The 18,913-nt window shown below is 46.8% G+C and carries 18 protein-coding genes; 8 read left to right on the plus strand and 10 right to left on the minus strand.

Annotation, left to right across the window (positions count from 1 at the left end):
* The first annotated feature begins 36 nt into the window (after positions 1–36).
* The 5 genes from glmM (at position 37) to MKX76_RS26680 (ending at position 5,671) form a co-directional block, all read left to right on the plus strand.
* Entirely contained in the window at positions 37–1,377 is a 1,341-nt protein-coding gene (glmM, locus tag MKX76_RS26660; protein WP_007133199.1) for a phosphoglucosamine mutase, read from the plus strand.
* A gap of 372 nt (positions 1,378–1,749) precedes the next feature.
* The gene (locus tag MKX76_RS26665) at positions 1,750–1,983 is read left to right on the plus strand and encodes a hypothetical protein (protein ID WP_138919369.1); all 234 of its coding nucleotides are present in this window, start codon (positions 1,750–1,752) and stop codon (positions 1,981–1,983) included.
* A gap of 134 nt (positions 1,984–2,117) precedes the next feature.
* Entirely contained in the window at positions 2,118–3,950 is a 1,833-nt protein-coding gene (gene glmS / locus MKX76_RS26670; protein WP_007133201.1) for a glutamine--fructose-6-phosphate transaminase (isomerizing), read from the plus strand.
* 335 nt (positions 3,951–4,285) lie between these two features.
* Positions 4,286–4,843, plus strand: coding sequence for a dihydrofolate reductase family protein (locus tag MKX76_RS26675; protein WP_213617003.1), 558 nt, complete (start codon positions 4,286–4,288; stop codon positions 4,841–4,843).
* 27 nt (positions 4,844–4,870) lie between these two features.
* Positions 4,871–5,671 carry an alpha/beta fold hydrolase gene (locus tag MKX76_RS26680; RefSeq protein WP_213617005.1) on the plus strand — a complete coding sequence of 267 codons (801 nt, stop codon included), beginning with the start codon at positions 4,871–4,873 and terminating at the stop codon, positions 5,669–5,671.
* Between the two features lie 371 nt (positions 5,672–6,042).
* On the opposite strand, the gene MKX76_RS26685 is transcribed toward MKX76_RS26680, so the two are convergent.
* Genes MKX76_RS26685 through MKX76_RS26695 form a run of 3 tightly spaced genes read right to left on the minus strand, consistent with a single transcriptional unit; the run spans position 6,043 to position 10,168 of the window.
* Positions 6,043–6,435: a carboxymuconolactone decarboxylase family protein gene (locus MKX76_RS26685; protein ID WP_007133204.1), complete on the minus strand. Its 393-nt coding sequence runs from the start codon at positions 6,433–6,435 to the stop codon at positions 6,043–6,045.
* Positions 6,436–6,453: 18 nt separating this feature from the next.
* Complete coding sequence (locus MKX76_RS26690; protein WP_341034889.1) at positions 6,454–8,097, minus strand: thiamine pyrophosphate-binding protein; 1,644 nt, start codon at positions 8,095–8,097, stop codon at positions 6,454–6,456.
* Positions 8,098–8,101: 4 nt separating this feature from the next.
* On the minus strand, positions 8,102–10,168 hold the full coding sequence (locus MKX76_RS26695) for a putative bifunctional diguanylate cyclase/phosphodiesterase (RefSeq protein WP_232239306.1): 2,067 nt from the start codon (positions 10,166–10,168) through the stop codon (positions 8,102–8,104).
* Positions 10,169–10,588: 420 nt separating this feature from the next.
* On the opposite strand from MKX76_RS26695, the gene MKX76_RS26700 reads away from it, so the two are divergent.
* Positions 10,589–11,320, plus strand: a complete 732-nt coding sequence (locus MKX76_RS26700; protein ID WP_341034890.1) for a hypothetical protein — start codon at positions 10,589–10,591, stop codon at positions 11,318–11,320.
* Positions 11,321–11,502: 182 nt separating this feature from the next.
* On the opposite strand, the gene MKX76_RS26705 is transcribed toward MKX76_RS26700, so the two are convergent.
* The 4 genes from MKX76_RS26705 to MKX76_RS26720 all read right to left on the minus strand — a co-directional run bounded on the left by MKX76_RS26705 (position 11,503) and on the right by MKX76_RS26720 (position 15,107).
* Positions 11,503–12,312 carry a hypothetical protein gene (locus tag MKX76_RS26705; protein WP_341034891.1) on the minus strand — a complete coding sequence of 270 codons (810 nt, stop codon included), beginning with the start codon at positions 12,310–12,312 and terminating at the stop codon, positions 11,503–11,505.
* Between the two features lie 24 nt (positions 12,313–12,336).
* A complete protein-coding gene (locus MKX76_RS26710; protein ID WP_341034892.1) occupies positions 12,337–12,810 on the minus strand; it encodes a DUF5381 family protein in 474 nt (157 codons plus the stop codon).
* A 20-nt stretch (positions 12,811–12,830) separates the two neighbouring features.
* Positions 12,831–13,862, minus strand: coding sequence for a WXG100 family type VII secretion target (locus tag MKX76_RS26715; RefSeq protein WP_341034893.1), 1,032 nt, complete (start codon positions 13,860–13,862; stop codon positions 12,831–12,833).
* A 558-nt stretch (positions 13,863–14,420) separates the two neighbouring features.
* Positions 14,421–15,107, minus strand: a complete 687-nt coding sequence (locus MKX76_RS26720; RefSeq protein ID WP_007133211.1) for a hypothetical protein — start codon at positions 15,105–15,107, stop codon at positions 14,421–14,423.
* 400 nt (positions 15,108–15,507) lie between these two features.
* On the opposite strand from MKX76_RS26720, the gene MKX76_RS26725 reads away from it, so the two are divergent.
* A complete protein-coding gene (locus tag MKX76_RS26725) occupies positions 15,508–16,122 on the plus strand; it encodes a DUF421 domain-containing protein (protein WP_007133212.1) in 615 nt (204 codons plus the stop codon).
* A gap of 287 nt (positions 16,123–16,409) precedes the next feature.
* Here MKX76_RS26725 and MKX76_RS26730 read toward each other — a convergent pair whose 3' ends face one another.
* From MKX76_RS26730 to MKX76_RS26740, 3 genes are read right to left on the minus strand one after another with little or no spacing between them, the layout of a single operon-like run.
* Positions 16,410–16,994 (minus strand): TetR/AcrR family transcriptional regulator, encoded by a 585-nt coding sequence (locus MKX76_RS26730; protein WP_007133213.1) that lies wholly within the window; start codon positions 16,992–16,994, stop codon positions 16,410–16,412.
* A 24-nt stretch (positions 16,995–17,018) separates the two neighbouring features.
* Complete coding sequence (locus MKX76_RS26735) at positions 17,019–17,333, minus strand: DMT family transporter (RefSeq protein WP_040740412.1); 315 nt, start codon at positions 17,331–17,333, stop codon at positions 17,019–17,021.
* 1 nt (position 17,334) lies between these two features.
* Positions 17,335–17,676, minus strand: a complete 342-nt coding sequence (locus tag MKX76_RS26740; RefSeq protein ID WP_007133214.1) for a DMT family transporter — start codon at positions 17,674–17,676, stop codon at positions 17,335–17,337.
* A 423-nt stretch (positions 17,677–18,099) separates the two neighbouring features.
* Here MKX76_RS26740 and MKX76_RS26745 point away from each other — a divergent pair, with 423 nt between their 5' ends.
* A complete protein-coding gene (locus tag MKX76_RS26745) occupies positions 18,100–18,468 on the plus strand; it encodes a YybH family protein (RefSeq protein ID WP_028405079.1) in 369 nt (122 codons plus the stop codon).
* Positions 18,469–18,913 lie beyond the last annotated feature (445 nt).

Below are 18,913 nucleotides of genomic sequence, written 5' to 3' on the forward strand. Positions count from 1 at the left end.
AACATAAAGAAATGTAGATAAAGGGGAAGAGAACACATGGGGAAATATTTTGGAACAGATGGGGTAAGAGGGATTGCCAATCAAGAGCTGACTGCCGAAATGGCTTACAGCATCGGCCGCTGCGGCGGCTATGTACTAACGGGGGATAAGGAGAAGCCGACTGTCGTGATTGGCATGGATACGCGCGTATCCGGAGCTATGCTGGAATCTGCATTGGTGGCAGGACTACTGTCGATCGGTGCGCATGTTATTCGTCTAGGGGTTGTTAGCACCCCTGCGGTAGCGTACATTACAAGATTGTTGAAAGCCGATGCCGGCGTTATGATCTCGGCCTCGCACAATCCGGTTGAAGATAACGGAATTAAGTTCTTTGGCGGAGACGGCTTCAAGCTGTCCGATGAAACGGAGCTCAAGATTGAAGAGCTCATGGATGCGGAGAAGGACGAGCTTCCGCGTCCGATCGGAGCCGAACTGGGCGAGCTTCGCGTAGATAATGAATCGAAATTTAAATACTTGGAGTATTTGAAGACAACTATCAGCAACCGTTTCGACGGCCTGAAAATCGTGCTGGACTGCGCGAACGGCGCAGCTTACGAGCTCGCTCCGAAGCTGTTCCGCGAGCTTGGTGCGGAGATTATTACGATCGGCGCTGAGCCTAACGGTCTAAACATCAATGATGGCTGCGGATCGACACATCCGGAGAAGCTGGTTGAAGCCGTCCTTGCCCACGGCGCGGATCTGGGACTTGCTTTTGACGGAGATGCGGATCGTCTGATCGCCATTGACGGGAAAGGCGAGGAGGTTGATGGCGACTTCATCCTGTGCATCTGCGGAGATGCAATGAATCGTGCTGGCAAGCTGAAAGCAGGAACGATTGTGTCCACGGTCATGAGCAACATCGGCTTCTACAAAGCTTGCGACAGCTTGAAGCTGAAAACGGCCAAGACGGCCGTTGGCGACCGCTACGTGATGGAAGAGATGCGTCGCGGCGGATTTAACCTCGGCGGCGAGCAGTCCGGTCATGTTATTTTCCTGGACTATAACACAACCGGTGACGGAATTCTGACAGGCATTCAGCTGGTGGACACCATCGTAGCTTCCGGCAAACCGCTGCATGAACTGAAGAACAGCATGCGCAAGTATCCTCAAGTGCTTGTTAACGTGCGCGTTGGCGATAAAACGAAGTACCAAGGAAATAAGGCAATCGAGTCTGCGATTTCCGAGGTAGAGCAGATTTTGGGAGATAACGGCCGGGTACTGGTTCGCCCTTCCGGTACGGAATCCCTCATTCGGGTTATGGCCGAAGGTCCGGATAAAGACGAGCTGGATCGCTATGTAACCCAGATTGCCGATGTCGTGAAGCGGGAATTAGCCTAAGGCTAAAGTTGGATTTTTCAAGGGTGGAACACCAGTTTATGTAAGGGCCAGTGAACTAGAACAGCTGATAACTGGCCCGCATATTCCTGGTATGATGCAGCGCATGAAAGCGGAAGCAAGCCTTGCTATGACTGCATATGCTGCAGGTATAGGCTCCGCATTCCTGATGCATGGATTCAAGTAGTCTGGAAGGCCGATTCTTGGTGGAGCTCGAAAGAGAAGGCTAGCCACTAAAGTTGCCAAACCCTATTCGGGTGAATATAATATAGAATGTCATTCAAGAATGGAAAGAGAGGGTTGTGAGGTAGACCATAAGCTTCATAAGCGCCAGAGCTTGAAAAATGCGCGGGGAAATCGTTATGACGAATCGATGTGATAACGAAACGGCACAATCAAGCTGACGAGGTGGAGGTGTTCGGATTGTTCGGCGGGGACCTCCCGGGATTGCACCAGAACCGTAAGCTGAACGCGGAAAAGGAATGGGCGACCGTTCTTACAACGCATCAGCAGGTGCTCATCGTATTTCATAAAAACATGAATGTGCGAATCAAGTGTGCGTACAGCGCGGTGGAAGAAGAGTGCATTCATGATTGTTCAATAGCTTAAGGGAAAGCTATCAAGCTATCGTTGAACATTGATAATTGAATAGATCATTCTTCTTTCGTAATACCGCACAGCAGGTGCGCATTCTTCTTTTCGCATAACCATTACTTTTGGAAACCGAACGGAGGAATCATACAATGTGTGGTATTGTCGGATATATTGGAAATCAGAAGACGCAAACGGTGTTGCTGGAAGGACTCAAAAAGCTCGAGTATCGCGGATATGACTCTGCAGGAATCGCAGTGTTCACCAATGAAGGGCTTCGCATAGCCAAGGCACAGGGACGTCTGGCCAATCTTGAGGAACGGCTGGAAACAGCGCCGCTGGTCGGTACGGCCGGGATCGGTCATACCCGCTGGGCTACGCATGGCCGTCCATCGGATGTCAACTCCCATCCGCATACGGACGAGAGCCAGAAGTTCTCGGTCGTACACAACGGGATCGTTGAGAACTACCTGGAGCTGAAGGAAGAGCTGATCCAGCAAGGGCATCACTTTGTGTCCGAGACCGATACGGAAGTGATCTCGCATCTCATCGCCCGTGAATATGACGGAGATATCGTGAAGGCGGTGCAGAAGGCGATCAAGTATATGAGAGGGGCTTTTGCACTTGGCGTACTAACGGAGTACGAACCGGATAAGCTGGTTGCCGTTCGTCAAGCCAGCCCGCTCATTATCGGCCTTGGTGAAGGCGAGAACTTTATCGGTTCTGATATTCCGGCGATTTTGAAATATACGCGGAACGTATATATTTTGAATGACGGCGAGATGGCGCTGCTCACTGCAGATGCTGTCGAATTGATGACGATCGAAGGGAATTTTATTTCTCGGGAAATGATTCGTGTCGATTGGGATGCCGTCACGGCGGAAAAAGGCGGGTTCGATCACTTTATGCTGAAGGAGATCCACGAGCAGCCGAAGGCCTATCGGGATACGATGCTGGGCCGCGTGGATGAGAGCGGACGGAAAGTCGTCCTCCCTGAGCTGAAGCTGACGAACGAGCAGATCGCGAATATTCGCAATGTCCAAATCATTGCCTGCGGAACGGCTTACCATGCCGGTCTTGTCGGACGCAGCGTGATCGAGGGAATGGTACGTATACCTGTCGAGAACGACGTGGCTTCCGAATATCGTTACCGTTCGCCGATTGTCACGCCTGAGACGCTGGTCATCGTTGTGAGCCAGTCCGGCGAGACGGCAGATACGCTGGCAGCCCTTCGTGAAGCGAAGAGCCACGGCGCCCATGTTCTGGCGATTACGAACGTGGTCGGCAGCTCGATCGCCCGTGAAGCCGACGACGTGCTTGGTACGTTGGCAGGACCTGAAATCGCGGTTGCTTCGACAAAAGCCTACACCTCCCAGCTGATCGCATTCTATCTGCTTGGTCTGTATCTGGCTCAGGTACGCGGCACGATGACGGAGGACGCTGTTGCCGAAGTGATTGCTGCGATGGAGGCTCTGCCGGAGCAGGTGGAAGCGATGCTGGCGAATGCCGAATCGATCAAAGCCTATGCCGAGCAGATCGCCAAGCATGAGCACCTGTTCTTTATCGGCCGCGGCCAAGATTATGCGGTAGCCCAGGAAGGCTCCCTGAAGCTGAAGGAGATCTCCTACATCCATTCTGAGGCTTATGCTGCCGGTGAGCTGAAGCACGGCACGCTCGCTTTGATTGAGGAAGGGATTCCGGTGATCGCTCTTGCAACCCAGGAAGCGGTGCTGGAGAAAACCGTAAGCAACATTAAGGAAGTGAAAGCGCGGGGTGCGGAAGTCATGGCCATTACCTACGAGGAGCATGTGGCTGACCTGCTGAAGTCGGTCGACCAAGCCTTCGCGATTCCAAAGACGCTGCCGGTACTGACGGCCGCCTTGTCCGTGATCCCGCTGCAGCTGCTTGCTTACTATGCTTCCCTCGCTCGGGGCAATGACGTGGATAAGCCGCGGAACCTGGCGAAGAGCGTGACGGTAGAGTAAGCGTGGGCTTTGCTCGTAATTGTGTGAATGTATTAAGTATTCTTTGTAACTTGAATAATAAAGCTTGTAACCAATAAAAGAAGTATGTATATGGAAACCATGGATTGTAACTTCTAAACCAAAAGAGCTCAGATTAGTCTGAGCTCTTTTGTTGTTTAATCAAGAAAATCAGAGGGTTTAATATAAAAAAGGCTAACAGCATTCTAGGAATCTTGTTGTACCTTCAGGTTCCCTAGATTAAAACTGGAACATAATAGCAATTGATAAGAAATGCTCGGACCGGGAAAATGATATATTTGTTTCGTAAATCATGAAAGCAAGGAGTGATTGAAGGAATGGGTGACGTGATTTTAACAATGCAGCTTTCGCTGGACGGCGTCGTGTCGGATGAAAATCAGTGGATGACATTGAGCGAAGAGATCTTTGAGGATTATTTGGAATATTACAATACTGTCGATACGATTATCGTAGGCAGAAATTCGTACGCTTCGTTAGCCCAGCATTGGCAGCAGGCGGAGCATTCTTCCAATGCGCTGGAACGGGCCATCGCCATGCGCATGAACGAGATCTCCAAAGTGGTCATTTCCAGCTCCAAAGTCGATTTGGTCTGGAGAAACTCGCAGCAGATTGGGAGTGGCAATACCTCGCTCGCTCGTGAGCTGGAAGCACTGAAAAGCCGGGTCAATCGAATTTCCGTCGAAAGCGGAGTAAAGACATGGCAATCTTTCATCCACAGCGGACTTTACGACGAGCTGTGGCTGCTCGTTCATCCCGTCATCGCTTCCCGCGGCGAGCGCTTGTTCGCTTTGGCCAACAAGCAGCAGTCCCTCCGGTTGATCCGCTCCAAAACATACAAGAACGGCGTCGTCGGCTTGCATTACCAGCGAAAATAATTTAAGAAAAAGGAGGGGCGAGAACTGATGAACAACGTTATATCCAAAGATGGAACGGCCATCGCCTATGACCAATACGGCAACGGTCCGGCTGTGATCCTGGTAACTGGCGCTCTAGGGTATCGCAAGTTCCCTTCGCAAGAGCAACTGGCAGATTTGCTGGCGAACCATTATACCGTGATCAATTACGACCGACGCGGGCGGGGAGACAGTGACGACACACCGCCCTATGCGGTGGAGCGCGAGATTGAAGATATCGATGCACTAATAGAATCCGTGGGCGGGAGCGCCTATTTGTATGGTGTATCGTCCGGAGCAATTCTCGCCCTGGAGGCCGCTGATCGGTTGTCTGAAAAAATCCCAAAGCTGGCGCTGTATGAACCGCCCCTCATCCTTGACGCAAGCCGTCCGCCTCTTCCCCTGGATTACGTCGAGCAGTTGGACGAGGCTATCTTGTCCGGACAACGCGACAAAGCTTTGGAAATTTTCATGACACAGGCGCTGCTTATTCCGGAAGAATACTTGGCTCCGCAGAAGGAAAGTCCGATATGGAGAGATTTTCTGGCTGTTGCGCATACGCTCGCATATGATGGAAGGATCGCACGTGATGTGATGATCGGCAAGCCGCTGCCAACCAGCAAATGGGCTCGAGTAACGTCCTCCACAGTGGTAATTTCCGGCGCAAACAGCGAGCCTTTCTTCCATGAAGCTGCGAAAACATTGGCCCATCATCTCGTAAAGGCGAAGGATCGGGTGCTTGCGGGACAAGATCACAATGTCGATCCTGCGGCTCTCGTTCCTTTACTGGTCGAATTTTTCAACAGTTAAGGATACTTGGGCAAGGGATAAACCAGAGCTTTTATCTCCAAAGATTTAACCCAGTCCAATTAAGAGACGACGTTAGAGAGACTTAATAAAACACAGAAGAAGTGAAGTGTCTGAAAGTTAATTATTCTTTCTAAACTGAATAATATGATAAGCAACACAAGAGCCCCTCAAGTTATTTAACAGAGGGGCTCTTGTTATTGCAGAAATCAAGGACACTTGGGTAGGCCATGCATTATGTAAAGTCAAAATAGCCGTGAATGATTGAGCCTGGCCAAACCACGGTGACGCATCCATCCTCGACTAAGTCAAAATCCTTCTCAGGCTTACTCTCGTTGAATCGAGTTGGCCGAAATAAAGTAGGGAGCAGGGGTTTATCGTTCTTCGTATTGAATTCCCCGTTCGTTAAACACTTTCATGACCACAAACATGGCATCCAGCGCTTTGGGAAAGCCTGCGTAAGATACGCAGTGCATGACGGCCTCTACAATCTCATTTGGCGTAAGCCCGGCATTCAAGGCTGCTTCGATATGGAAATCGAGCTGAGCCGCTGCGCCTGAGGCAAGCATAGCCGCTATGGTAAGCAGGCTCCTTTGTTTTAGATCCAGGCCTGGACGGGAATACAGCGAGCCATAAGGGAACTCGACAATCAGCCTGGCCATATCCGGTGAGAATTTTTCCATCTGTTTGACCGTTGCGTTCAGTCGTTCTTCACTTACCATCTGTTGCAAAACTTCGATTCCTTTATTATAGCGATTCGACTCCATAAACGTCCTCCGTAAGCGTTAATCTAGACTAAGCAATCGGGTAAGAATCGGCGGGATTTCTTGCGGATCCACCATGACCTCGATTACCGTAGCCGTATGGGACTGCAAGGCTGACTGAACCGCCCTCGTAATGTCGGCTTCATTTTCGCAGCGGAATGCCATGGCGCCCATGGATTGGGCAAATAAGCTCACATCCAGCGGTCGTTCATAGACAGCGCCTACCGAACGCCCGGTGTTATAAGACATTCCCTTTTCCACCATATCTAAACGGCCGTTATTCAGTACAAAGAAAATAACCGGAATTCCATGGTTCACGGCTGTCGATATCTCGGTGCCGTGCATCATGATGCAGCCGTCGCCGGTCACGCAGACGACAGGGCGATCGGGCATGGCAATTTTCGCTCCGATCGAATAGCCGATCGCTGCCCCCATAGCGATGAACACTTCATCGAAATAGAATGTCCCGGGCTCGATGATCTCGAAGTTTTGTACGGCATGAAAGGAGTGACTCCCTGCATCCCCGAAGAGAACTGCCTCTTTCGGGAGCACGGATCGCAAGCTTCGGAACGCCGTTCCCGCTGACAACACGGATTCCGCTTGGGAGGTCGCTGCTGCCGCTTGTGCCCGGGCAATCAGCATCTCATGCTCTTTGGACGATGCCCCGCTTTGCGAGATGAGTTGAGTCAGGTTAGAGCGGATATCGCCAAGAATCAGTTGCGTCGGCGCCTGAATGGTTTTACCTGCGAACTTAAGGTCATACTCAAATTGCAAAACCTTTTCCGGCTCCATATCGGGCGTAAATCCGGACAAGGACATATCGCACAATTTGCTGCCTACGACGATCATCAGGTCAATGCCGGATCTCATATAATCGGTTGCATGCTTGGAACCGCCGAGACCATACCCGCCTAGGTATAAGGGGTGGCTGGTAGGAAATGCTCCTTTCGCACCCGGCGTGGTCATTACAGGAATCCCCCAATGCTCGGCCATGATCCGCAATGGTTCATAGGCATCCGCCATGACGGCGCCTTTGCCCAGAAAGAGGACGGGCTTCTTAGCCTCGCCCAGCATCGATATCGCCTTATCGATATCGGGGGATACAACTGGTGAAATGTGGTCTGGCAAAGGCAGGTAGAAGCTCTCGACTTCCTCCATCAGCACATCAAATGGGATACAAAGATGAACAGGGCCTTTTTCACCCGTGTAGGCTTTTTCCAGGGCATGTTTAAGGTACAAGTAAAGAAGGTCCCCACGTTCGATGCGGGCACTGAACAAGGTAACGGGCTCGAACATCTTAACCAAATCGGCCCCAAACTGGCTTGAATCCTGACTTAAAGCGCGCCCAGTCTCCTGCATCGATGGCTGTCCGGTGATGAACAATACCGGTAACTGGAACTCTTTGGCCTGCCCGGCGGCTGTGATCAGATTCGTTCCTCCCGGGCCGGAAGTACCAATCGCGATCCCCATTGTTTTTTTCGCCAGTGCATAGCCTGACGCCTCAAACCCAGAGCCAGCTTCGTGACGACCCAGCACATATTGAATACCATGGCTTTCAAGCTCCAGCATCAGCGGAGAAATGGACTTTCCGGGAATTCCGAATACGTGAGAAATCCCCCAATTTTTAAAATGCTCGACTAATAGGGTATACACTCTCTTTTTCATCCTATCACCCCTGCAAATTGGTTTTTATTGTCGCCGTTTTGTTCAACAACCGCTCGATTTGTTCTGCGGGTAAAGGTGGGTAATAATAAAACCCTTGCACTTCATGGCAGCTTTGACTACGCAGGAAATCCAACTGATCCTTGGTTTCTACGCCTTCTGCGATAACATCGATGCCAAGCTTATGAGCCATCGCTATGATCGTAGCCACAATGTCCGCGTCATTCGAATCCGTCATAATATTCCTGACAAAGGATTGATCAATCTTCAGCCGGTCAATCGAAAACAATTTTAAGTAGTAAAGATTGCTATAACCCGTCCCAAAGTCGTCGATGCAAATTTGTATGCCTAGTTCCTTCAGTTTCCCGAGTACCTCGATCGCAACATCGACATTCATCGTCATCGACTCGGTAATCTCGAGCTCCAGGTATTGGGGATCGATGTGGGTTTCGAGTAAAATCTCTTTGATGGTGTCTACCAAATTATATCTTGAGAATTGGCGAGAAGAGAGATTGACCGATACGCTCATAGGAGGGAACCCCTTATCCTTCCATATTTGATTCTGAAGGCACGCGGTTTTGAGCACCCATTCCCCAAGGGGGACAATGAGTCCTGTTTCCTCGGCGATCGGGATGAACTTAGTTGGAGGGACCAAGCCGAGAGTCGGATGATTCCAACGAACGAGCGCCTCGGTACCGATGATGTTCCCAGTCAGAATATCGATTTGGGGCTGGTAATATACCACGAATTCATCTAGGTCTAACGCTTTACGGATTGAATGCTCCAAGGTAAGTCTTTCAATACCGCTGCTGTTTGGCACAGGTTTGAAAATGTTATAATTGTTCTTCCCGTCGTCTTTCATCCGGTAAAGAGCAATGTCGGCATTCTTCATGAGCACCTCGACATTCGTGCCGTCTTGAGGATAGAAGACAACACCGATACTGGCCGTTATATAGAATTCATAGCCGTCTACCGCAAATGGTTTCTCAAATGCTTTTATAATCTCTTCGGCAACATGAATGGCTTCCGTATGATCCGTAATCTCTTGCAGGAGGATCGTGAATTCATCCCCGCCCATTCTGGAAACCAGTTGATTCGGAGCATGACAGCAAGTTTTCAGACGCTCGGCAACCAGCTTTAACAGCACGTCTCCGTTGTTATGGCCCAGCGTGTCATTAATCTTCTTGAAGCTGTCCAGATCAAGAAACATGACGGCAAAGATACTGTTTTCTTTCACCCCATGCTTCAGGAGCTCATCAATATGCCTGGTGAAGAATCTTCGATTCGGCAAACCGGTTAAATCGTCGTGGTAGGCTAAATAATTAATTTGCTTTTGCGTATGATAACGCTCCGTGATATCCCGAAACTGTGCAAATGCGCCCATGACCTGCATATTCTCATCACGAATAGGGAAGGCGTCGAACAGGCAGACCAGCTCGTTTTGCCCCGTCCGAGGGTGCAGTATGAATTCCATATTTTCGTATTCTTTTCCCGATTGAAGGACCTCTTGAATGAACTCATTTGTTTTGGCATCCGGAATAGGTTTATGAAGGACATCCTGTTTTTTGGCACCCGTTAAAATTTCAGCAAACTTGTTAAACTCGGTTATGTTCCCATCCCGATCCGTAATAATGATGCCGTTTCTGGTTGTTTCGATAACCACCTGATTCAATATGTGCAATCGTCGATTTTGCTTTTTCAGCAGGAGCTCTCTTTCGATTGAATCTACGACCGTACTCAGCATCGCCAGCAAAAATGGGTTGTGCTGATCGATCGTCGTCATGATTGTAATGGTTCCAAGCAGATTGGAGATATCTGTATATTGGAAGGGGACGGAATAACACGCGGAGGACCACAAAAACTCATAATAATGCTCGTCCCCGACAAGCTGAATGGGCTGACGATGATCCAAAACCAAATTAATGCTGTTAGTTCCCGCTTCTTGCTCGTTGAACACGAGGCCAATCTGTATGCCCGATTGCTGAACCACGCTCTTGATCGCTTCATCCCCGGCCATTTCCAGAATACAGCCATTCTCATCGGAAATCAGGATCAGCAGTGGAATCCCTTTCATGAGCTCCAACATCTTATGTACAAAAAAATTGATTACCGACAATATTTCTTCGTATTCGGCCCGTTTTAGATTCAAATCGCCTTCTGATAAAAAGGTCGAAAAAGAGGGAACCCCCCGTGGATCAATACCTAGCTTCTCACATCTCTTTTTAGACTCCGAGATCAAGGATACTTTCGTCAAAGCAATCCCCATCCCCCTTCGCTCCATGAAAATGCAGTAAAATATACTTAGATCATGAGCAATCCTGTTATATATCACATTAGACGACACTTAAAGTTTTTTGTCAAATTATTTCTGTTAGATTTTGGGTGAAGAAAGTAAATAAATAAAGAGGCGGGGCATTTTGATGATCAATCGAAAATCATTCCGTTGTTATAATAGATTATGAGTTCATATTTTTATGAAAGAAGGCAAGGGGATATGAGTAAATTATTAAGAAAAGTATGCATGGTCGTAATGGGAATATCCATATTAAGCTTATTAGGATGCAGCGAGTTAAATGAAAAAACTGCCAAAATCATCGAGGAAAGGTTATCCGAAAAATACAATGAATCCTTTGAAGTAAAATACATAGGGGAACGATGGGGGACGAAAAGCAATAATACAGTAACTACATATGTTAAAGCAATAGATTCAGACATCATGTTTACTGCCGTAATGGATACCTCGGAAAACATCGTTGAAAATTATCCGGAGATGCGGTTAATGCATAAATTTGCCTCCGTTTTTAATAAGGCGATTGAAAATCAAGGGCTAGATGCATCTTCGTGGGTCAATATCCATCCGAAACAACCTATTGAAGTAACGAAAGATATGACGATTGAAGACTATCTTGAAAAATCGAAAGCAGAGTATATCCATGTTGAAATTGTCATGAATCATGATGAAAGTATTACAGCAGAGAAATTAAAAACGATTGTTCAGCAATCCTATGATCAGTTTAACGGCCCTTCGATTTCCGCAACGTATTGGATATTTAATGATGATGAGTATTTAAAGGTGAATGAATTTTTAGAGAAAGTAGCAAATATAGATCCTTCTTCTTTAGAAAGTTATAAATATGATCGTACAGTTTTCGTTGAATTAACGGAAAATGGTTTCGTAGATTCGGATGAAGATATTAATAAAAGGCTGGAAGGAGGGGGGCTATAATAGCCTTCATTGATTAAGAAAAAATGACCGATATCGCTAATCAATGAAAAAGGATGCAGCGCTTACTAGGGAAACGCTGCATCCTTTTATTTTGGGACAACGGAGATTTAAGACTTGGTCAGGTTTAAGATGCTCCCGCATAGAAGACCGTTTAGATGAGCGGTACTAGATCTACCGCTTGACTAAGCCAAAGCACCAGCAAAAGTGCCGAGCGTCTTTTTGCATGCCGAGAAGGATTGCAGCTCAATGCAAATCCGTGGCTCCGCATTTCTGTCCGCTTCCTGGTTACGTATAATCCAGACACCTTCATTAGAAGGAAGTATAAACAAAATATCCTCGATTGCCGTCTGATTTCCGCTGCCAATTCTTATCGTGCTTAGATTGTCCATGGTACGGGCATTCGTTTGAAAATCCTGCTGCCATTTTGCAATCAGCTGCTGCTGACCGGATGAAAGCTCGTCATTGAGAGGGGAGGCAGGGGATTCACCTGATGTCAGCCGATTCCACAATTCTTCCGTGACCACAGCCTTGGATTCGGATAAAGTCAGCCCTTCGGCTTTCGAAGGCTTCACTCCATAGAAATGTGCTAGCTCTTCTTCCCAATCCGCCGGCTCTGTCCAGGTAAGAAAATGAAGTGTATGATTGTCAGACAAGTGGTACAAATACCGCTGCTGCAGCTCATGGATCGTGAGTACTTTGCTGGAATTCCGATCGGTAATCCCTCTTAGCATATAATTGCTGTGCAGCAAATGCTGAATCATTTGCGTAATTTCGGATGTGAAACGAACCTCTCCATTCTCCTCATCCATCGATTCTATAAAACCTTTGGACATCAAGCTATGTGTAGCTGCCTGAAATAGAAGCTCCCATTTGTCTTCAGACAGATCTCCATAGTATGCCTTCATAAGTCCTGCAGCCATTTCCTCCCCTTGATGAACGGCCAAGGCGTATCCCAGCTCTTCTAATGAAAATACAAAGGTATGCTCGCTCATGTAAGCAAATCCTCCAGTACAGATCTATTTCGTTTCCTTTCCGTTACGGCTGATCAGCCCCCGAAGGCGCTTCATGACAGACTGAATTTCGGAATCGGTCAACAAATAATACGTATTCACAGTCCAGGTCTCCCTGTTCTTCAAATGAAAAATCAGCACAGGCAATTTCGGAAGCAGCCACTTTCGAATGGAAGGGCCGCTGTAGCTGATGCTTGTAATCTCCGCCCAGGCTACGGTCCGCGTACCGTCCGAAATGGAATGTTGATCGTAAGTGAGCAGCTTCGTGTCTGTTTTCAACGCCTTGGGTAAGCTGACAACCAAATATCCTCCAAAGAACGGAATCCCGATTATGGCTGATGTGATACAAAAAAACTTGCGAATAAAGGAAGTATCCATAAAAAAAGCCGCGTACAGCAGAAACAGGCAGGCCAGCACAAACAGTAAACTGCCAAGGGATTTCCCCCATGCTACGGATTTCCGATAAGATATTGCGTTCATGATTTAGCGCCTTCCTGAAATTATTTGAACAGTCCGCTAATCCAGCGAACTCCCTTTTCGACCACTTTAGCCGCGCCATCACCGACAAAGGCTCCGACCGTACCGCCTACATAGGAACCGATCGCCGCACCGACCGGACCGCCAATCATTGCACCGACGGCTCCGCCTGCTACAGCGCCGCCATAGGTCGCGGCTGTTTTTACAACAACGTTGGATGCGGCTACAGCTACTTCTTCCCCGTTAAGCTTGCCTTCACGATACTTGCTGACAAGGCCGGAAGCCTCGCCGATCACATTAAAGGTTGCGTTAATCGGGAATATCTTTTTGGCGATCATCCCAGGGATTTTCTTGGTAGCGATCCCATACCTGCCTTTTTCGACACCGGCTATAACCTGTCTGGTCCATTGAGGAAAGTTCTTGGCTTGACTGAAGCCTAGCCCAAAATTGAGACCGAATTTGCTAGCGACTCTATCAAAGCCTTTGATGCCCTTCATAATGAAGCCCGGGTTCACAATCTGGCGATTGATGCCTCTTGCCAGGTTCTTCAAGAATGTATTGTTGCCTTTGCCTTTAACCCATGGCGCATTATGAATTTTTGCGCGGGACGGATTTCGGGGATCTACCCTGAACCGTACCGTATTAGTTAAGACTAAGGAAGCGCCGACAGAGCTGTAAAGGAGAGTTCCCCACTTCTCCAAATTATCTCTCACTTGCAGCGTGTTGTTTAATACGTCCTGCGTTTGATCAATCGGATCGGCGGCCGTCCTTGCCTGTAACGAAGCTTGAGTGGAATCGGCCTCTGTAAAGCGGTTGACAATCGTATGTAATTCCGTGCTGACCGAGCCCACCGCTGCCGTGAAACGATCCATCTGCTGACGGGCCAGCTGGAAGTTTTGATAGAATTGCTGCCTTGTCGTACCTTCCCAACCGCTTTCAAGGATTTGGATCTGCTGGGTAAGGTGGCTGCAAATTTGCACCCCGACTTCTCGAGCCTGTGCAAATTGTCGGGATATCTCCATAAGTCTTTCCGGAGGAACTAATATTTTGCTCACGGCACTCACCTCAACAATGTACAGATTAATGTAATTATTGTAGTAAAGGTCATCCGTCTACACAAAAGGAACAAGTAACAGAATAGTAAAAAAATCGCTAGGTCCTTGGAACCATTTCCCTTTTCGCGGATTATTTATAAGCCAAGCGACAAACAGCCTTATCTTGAGCCAGCGCATAAGCGAGCGTTAATGGACCCAGTCGCCCCGCAGACATCGTGACACTTACAATGACGATATATCCGAGTCCGCAATAACAAAAAGCAAGACAATCGTTATGTTGACGACAGGATCGCCGACAAAGGAAGAGAGACTGTCCGACCAAAAGGAACCGGCGTTGTTGAAGGCAGAGACGGAATGGAAAAGTCCATAATAGAGTGCTTGTACCCAGCCGATCTCATGCCATCGAATGGCGAGGAGAATCGTTCCGAGCGTTTCAAAGGCAAATGAGATCAGCACCTTATACAGGGATAGTTTGACCAGTCCCTGTGACGATGTAGAGTGTGTCGTTTGATGAACATTTCGATTTTGCTGGGAGCGGATCGTTGGGTTGTTGCTTTACTATCCGTAATCCTTCTCATGGCCAAGGGGGGGTGATGCTTGACTTAGGAAAAACGAGGTGTCTACGACTTTCCCTTGACTTACCTTTAAATACTTGAATTCCCGATCGGTTTGTATACGCAACAAACCGGTTTCGAAATCCGTATTCAGTTCCTTGAAGAACAGCCCCTCCGCGACAACGTCGCCTTCGTCTTCACCTTTACGGATCAAATATAGTCCATCTTTGCTGACAACCGCAACCGGAATTCCACGCTCGTGAGTCTCCACGATGTGTTGATCCATTCGCTGCACAGCCACGATGTGCAGATCCGTCTCGCCGATTCGATTGAGCAGCTCATTGACGAATGAACCTTGTGTGATTTCCTGCCACCGTGTTTGGCCGGATTGTCCGATGATCAGCTGCGTTATCTGATAATGCTTGGCGGTCTCGGCGATGATGTCCGAAGCTTTATGACGATTATCATTAGGCTTGGTGATGAACGAAGCTCCATATTCATCACAGATGGTTTGCCAAAGGGCCATAAACTTTTCTTGCTCCAGATCGAGTTCATCCACAGCCGAGGGAATGACGCTCATCACATAGAGGGGACATTGCAGTAGTCTGGCGAGCTCGCCTCCTCTCCGAATCAGCCGTTCGCCGTTCGGCCCGTAGTAAACACACACCATAATTTTTTCATGATGTATCATGAATGCATCTGCTCCTTTCTGATCAAGCGGCTTGAGTCTTCTGAACCCAAGGAAAAAAGCCCGGTAGCAGAGACAATCTGCTTCCAGGCTTTGGACTGTGTTCCGAATAAACAAGTCAAAGTTGCACGGGCGTTATCTCTTGAGACGCTGACGAGGTTAGCTGTCGGATTCGGGTCTGAGAGTCCTCGAAGTGTCATATGAGATTATTGAAACGATGCAGCTTAATCTATACTTAGGTATTCTACGCGGATGGGCAACGAAAGGTTTCTTGCGAATTTTTCTTTTAAGGGAGATGCCTTTTGGAGAGCGGTATATAGGATTTGGAGGGAAGGCATGCATAAGATGGTTACTCGTTGTCCAAAACATAAGGGAACCATTGAACGATTGAGGAGACAAGCGTATGAATGAGCTATGGAATGAGATATGGAAATCCCTTGTTTTAATTATTTTTGGGATGCTGGTGCTCCGAATATCCGGCCGAAAATCGATCTCCCAAATGACCGTACCCACAACCATTACGATGATTTCGATCGGAACGATCATCGTACAACCGATCGCCGAAGAAAATTTAGTTCTGACCTTTGCAGCGGCCCTGGTCTTTATTCTGGTTCTCATCCTGGTCGAATTTATGCAAGTGCGTTGGAGCCGTTTTGAGAGGTGGATAAAGGGACCCGCCATTATCGTGATACAGGATGGTCAGCTTGAATTGCAGAATATGAAGAAGCTGAGGTTAACCGTGGATGCGCTTGAGATGAAATTGCGGCAGCAAGGGATATCCAAACGAAGTGATGTGAAGACCGCAACGATCGAGCCCAACGGACTGCTTGGTTATGAACTGCAGGATTCCGCAAAGCCGGTAACCTTGTCACAGTTGGAGGATTTGCTCTCCCAATACTTTACCGGAGCAGGTACAGGACATCCGGCTGTTGAGCCGAAGCCCTCTGATCCGGAGGTTAATTTGTTTAGTGAAATCAAGATAGGAGACGAGCACGTAAATAAAAAGCGGCTTCAATAAAAGTCATTCCCTACTTGATATGCTCCCCTTACGGTAGACAGGTAAATAATAGCCTGTTTTCGAGAGGGGAGCATTTTGTCCAGAATAGAACAAAGTGCTTCAGAGAAATATGCCATTATTCAAGAAATCAGCTTGAGGAATATTGGGGTTAAAGCTCGTTTGACCGCTTTCGTTTGCCAAGAGGAGAAGAAGCAGGAGGGCCGCAAGAATGGCTTAAGCTTAAGCCTAATGCGGCTCTACTGATTCATTTTGTAAAAACCCATAATAAATAGAGAGGAAGAGCACAATTATTCCAATATTCCTTTCCAGAATACTTTCCATGTTGATTCTAATCTTCTCTCATATTCTTCATAAGAACAATTCATCAAATAGAACAACATTCCATCTAAGAGGCAAATGAATGATGTTGCAATGGTCTCTCTATCAATGAATTTATGATCTTCTGATTTAGCATCTAGAATAGTGTAAATTAATTTTCTGATTTCACTTTCAACCATACTATTATTTTGAAAGATGTGCTCTTTGAATTTTTCAGGCGGGAAAACACCGTACCTTTTAAGAAAAATCCCTCTGTCATTCATATAATAGTACTTATTTAACTTTTCTAGCAAATTATATAACTGATCCTTAATGGAAAGTGACTCCATAGTAGATGCTTGATGTTCAATGAATTTTACATAGTCATCTATAACGAAATCCACTATTTTTTCAAAGAGCTCATCTTTACTTGAAAAATAAGCATAAATGGAAGGGGTCTTAATGTTTACACAAGAAGCTATATCCTTAAGAGAAGTTTCCTCATACCCTTTCGAGGAAAACAACCTTAATCCGTGTTCTAGAATGCTTTGTTTAGTTTCTTCTCCCTTTTTCAATTTCTCACCTCAATTTACGAATGATCAGGACACAAGCTTAAGCCCTACGATACAAACTACAATACCGCCAACTAATGCTAATTTTTTTATACTTTTCGGCTCGTTAAAGATGAACATACCAAGCAACACACTTCCTGATGCCCCAATACCTGTCCACAAGCCATAGCCAATACTAATAGGAATTTCTTTTAATGATATTGAAAGAAAGAAAAAGCTCAAGCCCATACAGATGATCAAAAATATGGTAGGTTTAAGTTTTGTAAACCCTTCAGTCAATTTAAGGCTAATAATGCCTCCAACTTCAAACAATCCTGCAATTATTATAAATAACCAACCCATATTATTCACCACTTTCTGTTTCGGTTTCATTTGATAGTAGTTTTAAACCGATAATACAGCCTATTAATACTAATACTAAAATAACTTTTGTAACGCTCACGGGATCACCTAACAAGGTCATTCCTACGATAGCTGTCCCAAACGCCCCCAGTCCCGTAAACACAGCGTAAGCAGTCGATACAGGAAGAATCACTAATGTTTTAGCGAAACACCAAAAACTTAATATCAGTAACGCTAGTGTAGGAATTAAAACAGGAATGTTAGTGAAGCCTTCGGAATACTTCAAACCAAGTGCCCAACCCACTTCAAATATTCCTCCGAGAATAAGAAAAAACCATGCCATTAGAATCTCTCCTTCGTCCTATTTTATATAGTTCAAGCAAAAAAAACTAACTAATGTTCATTAGATTTTTGTCGCAAAAAAAACTTATAATTCATGGTAATTAGCTTTATAGGTTTATAAAATCTAACTAATGTTAATTAGATTTTATAGTAAAGAGCTTTAAAATTCAACTTCTAAATAAGAGTTTTCTTTCGTGCGCTTCGCAAATTCGGCAATACTTATCACCCGCTATCACCTGAATTGGGATGGATTCGCTTCGGCCCTTTCATGTCTATGCCGGAGCATGGGGGGACGGCAAGATGTGAACAAATCTCATGACGATCAGGATGGCCTTCTTTCTCTTGATACGGATTGAGCCGAAGGCGAAAGCAAGCTATCATGGACATGGGATTGGCAAAGAGACGGGAATAGGGGGAGACACTTATGGGGTACCAACAAGCGCTGGAAGCATACATATCGGCAACGAACACCCATGATTTCGATCAAGTGGTTAAACTGCTGGATGAGAATGCAGTTTACTGGTTCTCGGACCGGAGCTGCGTTACGCAGGACGAGATCCGTGCTTACTTCGAACATGCCTGGGACGTCATTCGGGACGAGGTTTATTACGCTGACGACGTGAAGTGGATTGCCGAGAATTCCGGGACGGCGGTCTGCATCTATACCTACCGCTACGAGGGATATGCTCAAGGCAAGTTTACTACCGGCAAGGGAAGAGCGACCAATGTTTTCGTGCGGAACGGGGAAGGAGTTTGGAAGCTGAAGCATGAGCATCTTAGCCCGCTGAAGTAGAGGAATCGTCTATATAGGTGAAGGGAGCTGTTCCATTAGTAGCGTGTCTGCTTGGGACAGCTTTTTTTTTCTGTTACCAAGACATAACACCGAAAATAGAACGGTTTGTACACGAAGCGTTTGAGTATGAGAATTGCTTCCTTGAGGCTGGATGCTCCTGAGATTTCAATTTATTAACAGAATATAAAATTACAAGATTTTATCCCTGTTCTATGAAAATGTATCCCTTCTCAATTGCTAGGTAAGGTTCCATGATACAAATAGATTTAAAATTAAAAATGTAACCGCTGAAAGCAGGGGAAGGAGGCTGTAGCAGGGCTCGGGGCCAAATTGAAGGTTTGGACATGGAGAAGGGAGATGAGTCTGCCGTACATATTTTTGAGATGAAAAATACGGTAACCGCTTTCAATCATCATGGGATTTCGATCACCTTGCGAAGTCGGAC

Origin of the sequence: Paenibacillus sp. FSL R5-0810, from assembly GCF_038002285.1 — a bacterium.
In the GTDB taxonomy this organism is placed as follows: domain Bacteria; phylum Bacillota; class Bacilli; order Paenibacillales; family Paenibacillaceae; genus Paenibacillus_AQ; species Paenibacillus_AQ lactis.

Bases quoted from the DNA above. Each gene is read 5' to 3' on its own strand.
- glmM (WP_007133199.1), top strand. From the start codon at position 37: ATGGGGAAATATTTTGGAACAGATGGGGTAAGAGGGATTGCCAATCAA.
- glmS (WP_007133201.1), top strand. From the start codon at position 2,118: ATGTGTGGTATTGTCGGATATATTGGAAATCAGAAGACGCAAACGGTG.
- MKX76_RS26675 (WP_213617003.1), top strand. From the start codon at position 4,286: ATGGGTGACGTGATTTTAACAATGCAGCTTTCGCTGGACGGCGTCGTG.
- MKX76_RS26680 (WP_213617005.1), top strand. From the start codon at position 4,871: ATGAACAACGTTATATCCAAAGATGGAACGGCCATCGCCTATGACCAA.
- MKX76_RS26685 (WP_007133204.1), bottom strand. From the start codon at position 6,435: ATGGAGTCGAATCGCTATAATAAAGGAATCGAAGTTTTGCAACAGATG.
- MKX76_RS26690 (WP_341034889.1), bottom strand. From the start codon at position 8,097: ATGAAAAAGAGAGTGTATACCCTATTAGTCGAGCATTTTAAAAATTGG.
- MKX76_RS26695 (WP_232239306.1), bottom strand. From the start codon at position 10,168: ATGAAAGGGATTCCACTGCTGATCCTGATTTCCGATGAGAATGGCTGT.
- MKX76_RS26700 (WP_341034890.1), top strand. From the start codon at position 10,589: ATGAGTAAATTATTAAGAAAAGTATGCATGGTCGTAATGGGAATATCC.
- MKX76_RS26705 (WP_341034891.1), bottom strand. From the start codon at position 12,312: ATGAGCGAGCATACCTTTGTATTTTCATTAGAAGAGCTGGGATACGCC.
- MKX76_RS26710 (WP_341034892.1), bottom strand. From the start codon at position 12,810: ATGAACGCAATATCTTATCGGAAATCCGTAGCATGGGGGAAATCCCTT.
- MKX76_RS26720 (WP_007133211.1), bottom strand. From the start codon at position 15,107: ATGATACATCATGAAAAAATTATGGTGTGTGTTTACTACGGGCCGAAC.
- MKX76_RS26725 (WP_007133212.1), top strand. From the start codon at position 15,508: ATGAATGAGCTATGGAATGAGATATGGAAATCCCTTGTTTTAATTATT.
- MKX76_RS26735 (WP_040740412.1), bottom strand. From the start codon at position 17,333: ATGGGTTGGTTATTTATAATAATTGCAGGATTGTTTGAAGTTGGAGGC.
- MKX76_RS26740 (WP_007133214.1), bottom strand. From the start codon at position 17,676: ATGGCATGGTTTTTTCTTATTCTCGGAGGAATATTTGAAGTGGGTTGG.
- MKX76_RS26745 (WP_028405079.1), top strand. From the start codon at position 18,100: ATGGGGTACCAACAAGCGCTGGAAGCATACATATCGGCAACGAACACC.